Annotated in this window: 12 protein-coding genes; 5 read left to right on the top strand and 7 right to left on the bottom strand. The window is 69.6% G+C overall.

Going from position 1 to position 12,886, the window contains the following annotated elements; genetic code table 11:
• The first annotated feature begins 59 nt into the window (after positions 1-59).
• Entirely contained in the window at positions 60-992 is a 933-nt protein-coding gene (locus tag ACWEGE_RS43735) for an acyl-CoA desaturase (protein ID WP_449666415.1), read from the top strand.
• Positions 993-1,035: 43 nt separating this feature from the next.
• Here the strand turns inward: ACWEGE_RS43735 and ACWEGE_RS43730 are convergent, their stop codons facing one another.
• On the bottom strand, positions 1,036-2,256 hold the full coding sequence (locus ACWEGE_RS43730; protein ID WP_449666414.1) for a hypothetical protein: 1,221 nt from the start codon (positions 2,254-2,256) through the stop codon (positions 1,036-1,038).
• A gap of 196 nt (positions 2,257-2,452) precedes the next feature.
• On the opposite strand from ACWEGE_RS43730, the gene ACWEGE_RS43725 reads away from it, so the two are divergent.
• Complete coding sequence (locus ACWEGE_RS43725) at positions 2,453-2,635, top strand: hypothetical protein (protein ID WP_449666413.1); 183 nt, start codon at positions 2,453-2,455, stop codon at positions 2,633-2,635.
• A 2-nt stretch (positions 2,636-2,637) separates the two neighbouring features.
• On the opposite strand, the gene ACWEGE_RS43720 is transcribed toward ACWEGE_RS43725, so the two are convergent.
• Both ACWEGE_RS43720 and ACWEGE_RS43715 read right to left on the bottom strand, forming a co-directional pair.
• On the bottom strand, positions 2,638-3,501 hold the full coding sequence (locus tag ACWEGE_RS43720; RefSeq protein WP_449666412.1) for an ATP-grasp domain-containing protein: 864 nt from the start codon (positions 3,499-3,501) through the stop codon (positions 2,638-2,640).
• On the bottom strand, positions 3,498-3,806 hold the full coding sequence (locus ACWEGE_RS43715; RefSeq protein WP_310975159.1) for a hypothetical protein: 309 nt from the start codon (positions 3,804-3,806) through the stop codon (positions 3,498-3,500). Before ACWEGE_RS43715 ends, ACWEGE_RS43720 begins: the two co-directional genes overlap by 4 nt.
• 79 nt (positions 3,807-3,885) lie before the next feature.
• Between ACWEGE_RS43715 and ACWEGE_RS43710 the strand changes: the two genes are divergently transcribed.
• Positions 3,886-4,848, top strand: coding sequence for a quinone oxidoreductase family protein (locus ACWEGE_RS43710; protein WP_449666411.1), 963 nt, complete (start codon positions 3,886-3,888; stop codon positions 4,846-4,848).
• 51 nt (positions 4,849-4,899) lie between these two features.
• Here the strand turns inward: ACWEGE_RS43710 and ACWEGE_RS43705 are convergent, their stop codons facing one another.
• The 4 genes from ACWEGE_RS43705 to ACWEGE_RS43690 form a co-directional block, all read right to left on the bottom strand.
• The gene (locus tag ACWEGE_RS43705; RefSeq protein ID WP_449666410.1) at positions 4,900-5,460 is read right to left on the bottom strand and encodes an FKBP-type peptidyl-prolyl cis-trans isomerase; all 561 of its coding nucleotides are present in this window, start codon (positions 5,458-5,460) and stop codon (positions 4,900-4,902) included.
• Between the two features lie 10 nt (positions 5,461-5,470).
• Complete coding sequence (locus tag ACWEGE_RS43700; RefSeq protein WP_449666409.1) at positions 5,471-7,717, bottom strand: HelD family protein; 2,247 nt, start codon at positions 7,715-7,717, stop codon at positions 5,471-5,473.
• 61 nt (positions 7,718-7,778) lie between these two features.
• Positions 7,779-8,324: a hypothetical protein gene (locus tag ACWEGE_RS43695; protein WP_449666408.1), complete on the bottom strand. Its 546-nt coding sequence runs from the start codon at positions 8,322-8,324 to the stop codon at positions 7,779-7,781.
• 59 nt (positions 8,325-8,383) lie between these two features.
• Complete coding sequence (locus tag ACWEGE_RS43690) at positions 8,384-9,364, bottom strand: heme o synthase (RefSeq protein WP_449666407.1); 981 nt, start codon at positions 9,362-9,364, stop codon at positions 8,384-8,386.
• 283 nt (positions 9,365-9,647) lie between these two features.
• Here ACWEGE_RS43690 and tkt point away from each other — a divergent pair, with 283 nt between their 5' ends.
• Together tkt and tal are read left to right on the top strand one after the other, a co-directional pair.
• On the top strand, positions 9,648-11,756 hold the full coding sequence (tkt, locus tag ACWEGE_RS43685) for a transketolase (protein ID WP_449666406.1): 2,109 nt from the start codon (positions 9,648-9,650) through the stop codon (positions 11,754-11,756).
• A 14-nt stretch (positions 11,757-11,770) separates the two neighbouring features.
• Positions 11,771-12,883 carry a transaldolase gene (gene tal / locus ACWEGE_RS43680; protein ID WP_449666405.1) on the top strand — a complete coding sequence of 371 codons (1,113 nt, stop codon included), beginning with the start codon at positions 11,771-11,773 and terminating at the stop codon, positions 12,881-12,883.
• Positions 12,884-12,886 lie beyond the last annotated feature (3 nt).

Raw genomic sequence — 12,886 nt, 5'->3', positions numbered from 1 at the left:
AACGCGGCCTTAACTCCGCGTCGGCGTGGCCGTCCGGCGCGTGAGCTACTGTTCGCGCCATGACGTCGCGCACCGCGCCCAAGCCGCTGATCTCCCACCGCCGCGGCACCGGCGAGATGATCGTGCTCAAGACCTTCCTGCTGGTGCCGTTCGCGGCGCTCCTGATCGCGGTCCCCCTGGTGTGGGGCTGGGGCATGACCTGGATCGACCTGATCCTCGCGGCGGCGTTCTACGTGTTCGCCACCCTCGGCGTAACGGTCGGTTTCCACCGCTACTTCACCCACGGCGCGTTCAAGGCGTCCCGGCCGCTGCGGGTGGTCCTGGCGATCGCGGGCAGCATGGCGGTCCAGGGGTCGGTGATCTTCTGGGTGGCCAGCCACCGCAGGCACCACGCCTTCGCCGACCGCGAGGGCGACCCGCACTCGCCGTGGCTGTTCGGCACGTCCCCGTCGGCGCTGGCGCGCGGCTTCTGGCACGCGCACATGGGGTGGATGTTCGGCCGCGAGGTGACGAACGCGGACCGCTTCGCGCCGGATCTCGTGGCGGACTCGGACGTGCGGTGGGTGAACCGGTACTTCTGGCTGTGGATCACGTTGAGCTTGGCGCTGCCTGCTGTGTTGGGCGGACTGATTTCGTGGTCCTGGTGGGGCGTGGTGACGGCGTTCTTCTGGGCGGGGTTGGTGCGGATCGCGTTCCTGCACCACGTGACGTGGTCGGTGAACTCGGTGTGCCACCTGATCGGGGAGAGGCCTTTTGCCAGCCGCGACAAGGCGGCGAACTTCTGGCCGTTGGCGTTGTTGTCGATGGGTGAGTCTTGGCACAACTCTCACCACGCGGATCCGACTTGTGCGCGGCATGGGGTGTTGCGGGGGCAGGTGGATGTTTCGGCTCGGGTGATCTGGGCTTTCGAGCGGTTCGGGTGGGCGACGAACGTGCGGTGGCCGCGGATGGAGAAGCTGGCCGCCAAGCGCAGCCAGGCGGTCGAAAGCTAACGACGATCCACGTCGGGGCAGCCGCATCGCACTTCGTGACCGCTCACTCGCGTGGCCACTTGAACGCAATTCCGTAGCTCCCACCCGGTTGACATCGCTCCGCGAAAGTGTGTTCCACGAAGCCGTCGCCAACCTCGAGTACGCGGGGGTCACCAGCCGCCGGCGGAACTATCCTTTCGATCTCGGTCTGCTCTACGTACCACCAGCAAGCCTGCGGTAGGCAATGCTCCTCGAAGGCCACCTGCATGGTCAGCCCGGCGATCGGTCGACCGTCGCCATCGACGATTCCCGGAGCGATGCCTTGGTGGTCTACATCCACGTTGATCCAACATCGCCGTTCTTCTAGCTCGTCGTCCCAGGTCTCGGAGACGAACGAGTACCGGTCACCACGGCGGAGCACTTTCCGGAATCGCAGCCGCGCCGCGGTGGGATCATCGGATCCGGCAGCACGCCGGAGTACGAGACGGCAAGCCCAGATCGCCTTCACCGGCAGTTTGGTCGGGTCAGCAGCCCATCCTGTCGCAGCGAGGGCATCGAACGCGTCGACACCGTCCTCGCAAGCGATGATGTCGCGTTCTGTGGTCCGACGCAGCACCGTCGTGCGGTGCATGACGACCCGGACGAGCATGCGCTCGACGAACACCTGTTGCGCCTCAGGGGCCGGTGCCCGATACCCTGATCCGAAACCGAGGTGCCGATCGCGAGACGGCTGCCCGGTGCTTCCCCTGCCGATCTCGACGTAGTTCTGCCAACCACGACCATCCTGCCGAAGCATCTCTATTTTCTGCAGTACGTGACTTGCCAGCTTGCCGACCGCCCGCCGCCACGCTTTGTGCATGGGCGTCGTCGTGATGGGTGGAGGATCACCGAAGACCTTCCTCAGATCGATCAACTGGCGGAATCGGTCGTCAAGCGTGGATTTCCACGCGGTCTCGCCACCGGGGACCGGCAGCAGCCGGAACGCCGCCATCAACGTGTTCCGGCGGCGCGATTCGTCGGTCGAACCCAGCTTCCCGATCTCGTCGACGATCAGTCCCCATACTGCGAAGGCGCGCATCTCCGGCGTTGATGCCAGCAGCGACCCGGTCGGTTCGACCAAACAGCCGAGCGAGCGAGCCGACTCACTCGTGGGATCATCGACTGCATACCGCAGAAACCTCAGTGGTTTGCCGTCCTTGCGGACAGCGAGCCACCTGAGCGCCCGCTCGATCTCCGCCCACGCCGGTGGCTCGTCTCCCGCGGTGCCGTCCATCCCGATGGTCACGGAGTTTCCTCCACTTCGTCGCGGTGTCCGACAATGATCGACAAATCCCGACAAGGACAGACAATGGCGGGAACAGCGACCACGCCGGTCCGACAACGAAAGACATCTGGCGGACACGAATGACCATGCCCAGAACCGCATTCGTTCGGCCATCATCTGCTCAAGGAGTACTAGTACACCACGAACGGGTGACAAAATGGCCACTGACCGGACGCGGAAGCCTGCCGACCATCAGCCACTGCGAGACACGCGCAGGTCGATTAAAGCCGGCCTGACTGGGATCGGCGGCCTCTACCTGGTTACCGGGTCACTGGCCGTGACCTTGATCGGCGCGGTCGTCGCGATCGCGCTCGCCGCCGTGCAGCGAGGCCGCCGGTGAAGCTACGCCAGCTGCTGCCGCACCGCGGAAGCGAAGCGCATCGCCGCCGCCGGGTCCGTCTGGCGGAACCCCAGCGAAGGCTCAGTCAGCTCCAGCTCCAGCAGCAACGGCTTCCCGCCCACCCCGCGCACCACGTCCACCCGCGCGTACAACAGCTCGGCCCGCAGAATCCCCAGCAACGCCGAAGCCCCATCCAGGACATCCTCAGCCAGTGCCACCGCATCAGCCGGCGGCGAAGCCGGCGCCAGCGACTCCGCCAGGTACAACCCCGAATCATCCATTGTGGACCCCAGCATCGCGCCCTTGGTGAACGCGTGCGAATAGACCCCGCCCAGGTACACCAGAGCCAGCTCACCGGAAGCGTCCACACTGGACTGATAAGGCTGGATCAACGCCGTATGGCCCTCGGCGTGCAACCCGGCCACGTGCGCAGAAGCAGCAGAAGCATCCCCGGCGAACCGAGCCGCACCCCGCGAACCCGCCCCCACCGAAGGCTTCACCACGAAATCACCAGCAGGAAAAGACCCCGAGGCACCCGGCGGGACCAGCGAAGTCGGCACCACGGGCAGCCCCGCGTCCAGCAGCTCCACCAGGTACGACTTGTCCGTGTTCCACCGCACCACGTCAGCCGAGTTGAACAGCGACGGCACCGCCGAACACCACGAAAGGAACTCCGAGCGACGGGAAGCGTAATCCCAGGTCGCCCGCAGGATCACCGCGTCCGCCGAGGCGAAGTCGAACGACGAATCCCACGGTGCCCACGAGACCGAAAAGCCCAGCGACGACAACGCCGGCAGCAAAGCATCGTCGTCGCCGTCGCCCGACGGGAGCTCCGCGCAGCTGACCAGGACCGCCGTGGGGCTCACTTGCCCGCCATCTTGCGGCGGTGCTCCGGGCCGATCTTCGTGGCCTGGACCGTCTCCGCGTCCCACGTCGCCGGGGTCAGGTCCTCGACCGCCTCGATCAGCGCCTCGCCCGTCGCCACCGACGGCACCACCACGTCACCGAGGGCGCCGTCCGCTCCGACCAGGACCACGCGGGCGCCCGCGCGGCCGATGTTCTCCACCACCGCCCGGGACGGCTTGCCGTGCGCCTTCACGAACTTGCGGGCCGCGCCCAGCTGCGCGCTGGTCGGCGAAACGGTCTCTTCCGAAGTCACGCTCCGAACCATAACCAAGAACCGGCCGGAACGCGGAACAGCGTGGCCTCGGCCATAGTTGCACCGGATGAACCCGATCCGAGGAGGACCCATGCCCACCGCAGTGCAGGTGACGAAGACCGGCGGCCCGGAAGTGCTCGAACCGGCCGAAGTGGACGTCCGCGCCCCGGAGGCCGGCGAGCTCCTGGTCGACGTCGCCGCGGCCGGGGTCAACTACATCGACACCTACCAGCGCCAGGGCATCTACCCGATGGAGCTGCCGTTCGTGCCCGGCCTCGAAGGCGCCGGCACGGTCGTCGAAGCCGCACCCGGGTTCGAACCCGGCGACCGCGTCGCCTGGCAGGGGTCGATCGGCAGCTACGCGGCCCGCAAGCTCGTCCCGGCGTCGGTCGCCGTGAAGGTCCCCGAAGGCGTCTCCCTGGAGACCGCCGCCGCGACCATGCTGCAGGGCATCACCGCGCACTACCTGGTCGCCTCGACCTTCGAGGTCAAGCCCGGCCACGACGTGCTCGTGCACGCGGCCGCCGGTGGCGTCGGCCTGCTCCTGGTGCAGCTGGCGAAGGCGCGCGGCGCCCGCGTCATCGGCACCGTGTCGACCGAAGAGAAGGAAAAGCTCGCCCGCGAAGCCGGCGCCGACGAGGTCATCCGGTACGACCGCGACGACTTCGCCAAACTCACCCGCGAACTGACGAACGGCGAAGGTGTCGACGTCGTGTACGACGGGGTCGGCAAGGACACCGTCGACGGCAGCCTGGCCAGCCTGAAGGTCCGCGGCCTGCTGGCGCTCTTCGGCGCCTCCAGCGGCCCGGTGCCGCCCCTGGACCCGCAGCGCCTCAACGCCGGCGGCTCGCTGTACCTGACCCGCCCGACGTCCGTGCACTACACGCGCACGCGCGAGGAGATCGAGTGGCGCTCGAAGGAGCTGTTCGACGCCATCCTCGCGGGTGAGCTGACCGTCCGCATCGGCGGCAAGTACCCCCTGGCCGACGCCCGCAAGGCCCACGAAGACCTGCAGGGCCGCCGCACCACCGGCAAGCTCCTGCTCATCCCCTGACACGGGTGAAGGCCGCCCGGAGAATTCCCAGGCGGCCTTTCTTCACCCTTGTCAGGCGGCGCCGACGGCCACGGCGTCGGTGACGAACACCAGCGTCTCGTTCGGCTTCATGCCGTTGCCGCCCGCGCCGTAGGCGAGGTCCGGCGGGATGATCAGCAGCCGGCGGCCGCCCTGCTTGATGCCGGCCAGGCCCTGGTCCCAGCCGGGGATGACCTCGCCGGCGCCCAGGTTCAGGTCGAACGTCTTGCCGCGGTCGAAGGAGCTGTCCAGCTTCTGCTTGTCCGACCACGTCACCAGCAGGTAGTTCATGCTGAGCTTCTGCCCGGCCTTGGCGGGGTCGCCGGTGCCGTCGGACAGGTCCTTGGTGACCAGCTTCTTCGGCGGGTCGCAGTCGTCCGGGATGGTGATCGTCGGCACTTCACCGAACTTGCCCGTCGTCTTGACGTCGTCCGCGGTGCACTCGCGGCCCTTGCTCTGGGGCGTCTGCGCGGCGGTCGCCGACGGGACGGGCGGGCCCGCCGGAGCGGCCTGCTGGGGCTTGGCGTCCTGGCCGCACGCGGCCAGCGACAGCGCCGCCGCGGCGGCGACCACGATCTTCCCGATCTTCTGCATGCGAGGCACCCTAGCCAAGCACGGAGAGTGCCGGGACGTCGTCACCGGTGGTGACCACGCCGAGCCGCCGGGTCGCCCGCGTCAGGGCCACGTACAGGTCGTTGAGGCCCCGCGGCGAACCCGCGACGACCTCGTCCGGCGCGACCAGTACCACCGAGTCGAACTCCAGGCCCTTCGACCGCTCGACCGTCAGCACGCTCAGCCGTTCGTCGTGCTCCGAAAGCAGCGCCGAGACCTCGTCGAACCGGCCGCCGGGCACCAGCACGGCCACCGTGCCGCCGTCCGCTTCGGACAGCTCGCGGGTCACCAGGCCGGGCAGCTCCGCGGACAGCGACGCCGGCCGCACCGACCACGGCGGCACGCCGGTCTCCCGCACCGAAGACGGCGCCGAAAGCCCTGGCGAGACCTCCGCGAGCACTCGCGCCGCGACGGCCATGATCTCGGCGGGCGTGCGGTAGTTCACGGTCAGCTGCTCCAGCCGCCACCGGTCCTCGACGTACGGCGAGAGCACCTCGCCCCACGACCGCGCCCCACCCGCCGCGCCGGTCTGGGCGACGTCGCCGACCAGCGTCATCGACCGGTTCGGCGTGCGCCGCATGAGCAGCCGCCAGTCCATCGCCGACAGCTCCTGGGCCTCGTCGACGATCACGTGCCCGAACGTCCAGGTCCGGTCCTGCGCGGCCCGCTGGGCGGCGGTCAGCTCGCTGCGCGCCTGCTGGCGCTCGGCGAACAGCTCGGCGTCCAGTACGTCGGAAACGCGCAGCAGCTCCTCGTCGATGATCTCTTCGTCCTGCTCGAGGATGTCGAGCACGCCCTCGGCGTACGCGCGGTCCTCGCGCTCACGGCGTTTGCGCTCGACGCGCGCTTCGGTGTCGTCGACGCCGATCAGCTCGGCGAGCTCGTCGAGCAGCGGGACGTCCGCGGGCGTCCAGCGCGCGTCGCGGGGGCTCTCCAGCAGGGCGCGGTCTTCGGCGGACAGCAGCTTGCCGGCGGCCTGCGCGAGGCGTTCGCGGTCGGCGAACAGGTCGTCGAGCACGCCTTCCGGGGTCAGCACGGGCCACAGCGAGTCGAGCGCGGCGGCCACGTTCTCGTCGGCGGCGAGCTCGGCGCGGATGTCGGCGAGGTCCTGCCCGTCGAGGAGGTCCTCCCCCAGCTTGCGGGCGGCCTGGCGGGTCAGCGCGTCGAGGACGTCGGAGACGAACAGGCGCCGCGCCGGGTTGTGCGGGCGCCGCGAGCGGCGGGCGCGGGTGCGGGCTTCGGCGCACGTCTTGCGGTCCAGCCGCAGCACGTCGTGCTCGTATTCGACCTCCATGACCGGCTCGGGCACGCGCTGGCGGTCGCGGACGGCGTTGGCCAGCACTTCGGCCAGCACCAGCCGCCCCTTGACCTCGGTCGCTTCGCGCGGCTCGGTGCCGTCCGCGCTCAGGCCGGGGTAGAGCTGGCCGATGGTGGCCAGCAGCACGCCGGTCTCGCCGAGGGAAGGCAGCACCTGGCCGATGTAGCGCAGGAACGTGCTGTTCGGGCCGACGACGAGCACGCCGCGCGTGGTGAGCTGCTGGCGGTGCGTGTAGAGCAGGTAGGCCGCGCGGTGCAGCGCGACGGCGGTCTTGCCGGTGCCGGGCCCGCCCTGCACGACCATGACGCCGCCGAGCGGGGCGCGGATGATGCGATCCTGCTCGGCCTGGATGGTGGCGACGATGTCGCTCATCTCGCCGGTGCGCCGCTGCTCCAGCGCGGCCAGCAGCGCGGCTTCGCCGGCCAGCCCGAGGTCCTGGCCCTGGTCGGCGGCCGTGAGGTCGAGGACCTCGTCGTCGAAGCCGGTGACCTTGCGGCTCAGCGACCGCAGGTGCCGCCGCCGGCGCACCCCTTCGGGTGAGGCCGCGGTGGCGAGGTAGAACGGCCGCGCGACCGGCGCCCGCCAGTCGACCAGCAGCGGCTGGTAGTCGTCGTCTTCGTCGAACAGCCCGAGCCGGCCGATGTAGGTGGTTTCCTCGGCGCTCTCGGGGACGAAGTCGAGCCGCCCGAAGGCGAGCCCCTGCTCGACCGAGCCGAGCTGGGCGAGCCGGTCGGTGTAGAGGGTGGTGGCGACGTCCCGCTGGGTGCGGGCCTGCGGGGTGCCGCCGGTCTGCCGCAGCGTCTCGTCGAGGCGGCGCTGGGCTTCGAGGCGCTCGGCGTCGAGCTTCGCGTAGAGCGTGGTGACGTACGCCTGCTCGCGGGCGAGCTCGGCGCCGAAGTCGGTGGGGTCGTCCGAAGACAAAGATCCTGCTTTCGCCTCAGGGAAAAAGAGCCAACGAAGTCTAACGGCCGCCGCCGCGCGATCATTCCGTCTCGAGGGCGCAGTACGGGTGGACCTCGGCGGCGGAGACGGCCGCGGGCAGCAGCTTCTCCCCCGGCGCGCACGACACGGCCGACGGCGGCAGCTGCTCCCCACCGGTGATTCGCCCGTCCGGGGCACGGAACAGCACCGCGGCGCCCCGGCTGGTCAGCGCCCGGCAGTTGTCGGAGCGGTAGCGGATCCCGCCCGCCACCACCGCGGCCGTGACGGGTGTGAAGCCGCCCAGGGCCTCGGGAGCGAGCCAGATCACCGGGCCGACGGCGGGGTGGTCGAGCACGACCCCGATCCGCCCGCCGGGCAGGAGCACCGGCACCTCGACGGTCCGGGAGCCGGACGTGACGACGATCCGGTACGCGGCGAGCGTGCCGGTGTTCTCGAGGACCGCGGCACCCGGGCCCTGCTCGGCGACGCGGACGGCGCCGCCATCGGGGGCCGCACCGGGGAGGGCGGTGATCTTGGCCGGGATGGCGCAGCCGGTGCCGAGCAGCCGGTCCTGGTCGAGGTCGAACCGGCCGCGGCCGAGCAGCACCAGCAGGCCCAGGGCGACGACCGCGGTGACCGCGGTCCCGGCCCGTCTCAGAGCCGGAGTCAGAACGGCAGGCCGAGGGTGGGCAGGCCGATCGCCGAGTCGACGGCCAAGGCCACGAACACGATCATCAGGTACGTGTTCGACCGGTGGAACAGCGCCATCGGCTTGGTCTCCTCGCCCCGCCGCACGGCCGCCTGCAGGCTGTGCGCGTAGAAGAGGAACCAGCCGCCGGCCAGGATCGCGAACGTGCCGTACAGCCAGGACGTCACCGGGAGCAGCAGCAGCGTCCACGCCACCATCACCCACGAGTAGATGACGATCTGGCGGGCGACGTGCTGGGCGGTGGCGACCACCGGCAGCATCGGGACGCCGGCGCGCTCGTAGTCATCGCGGTACTTCATGCCCAGCGCCCACGTGTGCGGGGGCGTCCAGAAGAAGATGACGCCGAACATCACGAACGCCGGCCACTGCACGGTGCCGGTGACGGCCGCCCAGCCGATGACCACCGGCATGCAGCCCGCCGCGCCGCCCCAGACCACGTTCTGTGACGTGCGCCGCTTGAGGCCGAGCGTGTAGACGAAGATGTAGAAGAGGATCGTCGCGATCGCCAGGATCGCCGAGAGCAGGTTCACCGTGAGGTACAGCACGGCGAACGAGGCGACGCCCATGACGAGGCCGAAGATCAGCGCGCCGCGGCGCGGCACCGAGTCCTTGACCAGCGGACGGCGCTTCGTGCGGTTCATCACCTTGTCGATGTCCGCGTCGATCACGCAGTTGAGCGCGTTCGCGCTGCCCGCGGCCATCGTCCCGCCGACCAGCGTGGCCAGCACCAGCCACGGCGAGGGGATCTGACGGCCGGCGAGGAACATCGCCGGGATGGTGGTCACCAGCAGGAGCTCGATCACCCGCGGCTTGGCCAGCGCGGCGTAGGCGCCGACGACCCGGCGGAGGCTTCGCCGGTCACCGTGCGGTCGCTCACCGGTCGGGTGCACGGCGCTGGTGTCTTCACTGCGTCCGTGCGCAGCGTTCACCAACGACATTTCACTCCCTGCGTCAGGTTCGGGCGGGACCAGTCCGGGTAGCCGAAGAACCAGCCCTACTGAACCCTCGAACGATGTTAGACGTGGTGAATCCCGTGGGTGATCGCGGGTCCTCGACTCCCCGAAGCACTAGGCTGGCCGCGACGGGCCGCGATTGCCCCTGCGCATGGCCGCGAGCAGGAATATCGTCCCTTCGGGATCGATTGAGATAGGTAGCCGCGCGCACGGGTAACCGGAACGAGCAAGACCAGCCGCAACCATCATGACCGGGAGTTGGAGTTCAGTGTCCGAAACCGCCACTACCAGCGAGAACAACCCACTCCTCCGGCGCAACGTGCCCGCCGACTGGACCGACACCGACACCCGCGCCGTGGACACCGTCCGGGTCCTGGCCGCCGACGCGGTCGAAAACTGTGGCAGTGGCCACCCCGGCACGGCGATGAGCCTCGCGCCGCTGGCCTACACGCTGTTCCAGCGCACGCTGCGTCACGACCCGAACGACCAGCACTGGCCGGGCCGCGACCGCTTCGTCCTCTCGGCCGGGCACTCCAGCCTGACCCTCTACATCCAGCTGTTCCTCGCCGGCTACGGCCTCGAGCTCGAGGACCTCAAGCAGCTGCGCAAGTGGGGCTCGAAGACCCCGGGTCACCCGGAGTACCGCCACACCGACGGCGTCGAGACCACCACCGGCCCGCTGGGCCAGGGCCTGGCGAACGCCGTGGGCATGGCGATGGCCGCCCGCCGCGAGCGCGGCCTGCTCGACCCGGACGCCGCGCCCGGCGAGAGCATCTTCGACCACCACATCTACGTGATCGCCTCCGACGGCGACATCGAAGAGGGCGTCACCTCCGAGGCCTCGTCCATCGCGGGCCGCCAGGAGCTGGGCAACCTGATCGTCTTCTACGACGACAACAAGATCTCGATCGAGGACGACACCAACATCGCGCTGTCCGAGGACACCGTGAAGCGCTACGAGGCCTACGGGTGGCACACCCAGGTCGTCGAGGGCGGCGAGGACGTCGTCGCGATCGAGGAGGCCATCAAGGCCGCCAAGGCCGAGACGCAGCGGCCGTCGTTCATCGCGCTGCGGACCGTCATCGGCTACCCGGCCCCGAAGAAGATGGGCACCGGCAAGGCGCACGGCGCCGCGCTGGGCGGCGAAGAGGTCGCCGCGGTGAAGAAGATCCTCGGCTTCGACCCGGAGCAGTCGTTCCAGGTCGAGGACGACGTGCTCAAGCACACCCGCCAGGCGCTGGAGCGCGGCAAGGCCGCCCACGCCGAATGGCAGGAGAAGTACGAGGCCTGGGCCAAGGCCAACCCGGAGCGCAAGAAGCTCGGCGACCGGATGGCCACCCGCACGCTGCCGGAGGGCTTCGCCGACAACCTGCCGCACTGGGAGCCGGACGCCAAGGGCATCGCCACCCGCAAGGCCTCCGGTGAGGTGCTCAACGCCCTCGCCGAGCCGCTGCCGGAGCTGTGGGGCGGCTCGGCCGACCTGGCCGAGAGCAACAACACGACGATGAAGGGCGCCGACTCGTTCGGTCCCGAGAAGGCCGCCACCGACATGTGGCAGGCCAACCCGTACGGCCGGACGCTGCACTTCGGTGTCCGCGAGCACGCCATGGGCTCGATCCTCAACGGGATCGCGCTGCACGGCGGCACCCGCCCGTACGGCGCGACGTTCCTCATCTTCTCCGACTACATGCGCCCGCCGGTCCGGCTGGCCGCGCTGATGAAGGCGCCGGTCACCTACGTGTGGACGCACGACTCGATCGGCCTCGGCGAGGACGGGCCGACGCACCAGCCGATCGAGCAGCTCTCCGCGCTGCGCGCGATCCCGGGCCTCAACGTCGTCCGCCCGGCGGACGCCAACGAGACCGCGTACGCCTGGAAGGCCGTGCTGGAGGACACCGAGCACCCGTCCGGGCTGGCGCTGACCCGCCAGAACGTGCCGGTGCTCGAGGGCACCAGCGCCGAGGGCGTCGCCAAGGGCGGCTACGTCCTGGCCGACTTCGGCAAGGCGGAGGACGAGCACGTGGTGCTCATCGCCACCGGCTCCGAGGTCCAGCTCGCCGTCGAGGCCGGCAAGAAGCTGGCCGATGAGGGGATCGCCGCCCGGGTCGTCTCGATGCCGTGCGTCGAGTGGTTCGACGCGCAGGACCAGGCGTACCGCGACTCGGTCATCCCGCCGTCGGTGAAGGCCCGCGTGTCCGTCGAGGCGGGCATCGCCCAGTCGTGGCACCGCTTCACCGGTGACGCCGGGGTGAACGTTTCGATCGAGCACTTCGGTGCCTCCGCCGACGCGGCCACACTGTTCCGTGAGTTCGGGTTCACCGCGGAAGCCGTCGTCGAGGCCGCCCGCCGCTCGATCCAGAACACCAAGAACTCCTGAAGGGGATGACAGTAATGAGCAACGACAAGCTCGCGGCGCTGTCCGAGGCCGGTGTATCGATCTGGCTCGACGACCTCTCCCGTGAACGCCTGAACACCGGCAACCTGGCCGGCCTGATCCGCGACAAGCACGTCGTGGGCGTGACGACCAACCCGACGATCTTCGCCAACGCGATGTCGAAGGGCGACGCCTACGACGAGCGGACCCGCGAACTCGCCGCCCAGGGCGCCGACGTCGAGGCCACCATCCGCGACCTGACCACGACCGACGTGCGCAACGCCGCGGACCTGTTCCGCGACGTCTACACCGCGACCAACGGGGTCGACGGCCGCGTGTCGATCGAGGTCGACCCGCGCCTGGCCAAGGACACCGACAAGACGGTGGTCGAGGCGCAGGACCTGTGGAAGACCGTGGACCGGCCGAACGTGCTGATCAAGATCCCGGCCACCGAAGAGGGCCTGCCGGCCATCACGAAGACCCTGGCCGAGGGCATCAGCGTCAACGTCACGCTGATCTTCTCCGTCGAGCGGTACAAGAAGGTCATCGAAGCCTACTTCGCGGGCCTGGAGCAGGCGAAGGCCAACGGCCACGACCTGCGCGGCATCCACTCGGTGGCGTCGTTCTTCGTCTCGCGCGTGGACACCGAGATCGACAAGCGCCTGGAGGCCATCGGCACCGACGAGGCGCTGGCCCTGCGCGGCAAGGCCGCCGTCGCCAACGCGCGCCTCGCCTACGCGGCCTTCGAGGAGCTGTTCTCCTCCGACCGCTGGAAGGCCCTCGCGGCCGACGGCGCCAACGCGCAGCGTCCGCTGTGGGCCTCGACCGGCGTGAAGAACCCGGACTACTCCCCCACGCTCTACGTCGACGACCTCGTGGTGAAGGACACCGTCAACACGATGCCGGAGAAGACCCTCGACGCGGTCGCGGAGCACTCCGAGCTCAAGGGTGACCAGGTGACCGGCCGCGCGGCCGAGGCACAGGAGGTCTTCGACAAGCTCGAGGCCGTCGGCATCGACATCCGCGACGTGTTCCTGACGCTGGAGAACGAGGGCGTCGAGAAGTTCGAGAAGTCGTGGACCGAGCTTCTGGAGACCGTGCAAGGGCAGCTCGAGCAGGCGAAGGGCTGAAGC

It is taken from the genome of Amycolatopsis sp. NPDC004747, from assembly GCF_053601335.1.
This window is presented reverse-complemented; position numbering and strand designations above follow the sequence as displayed.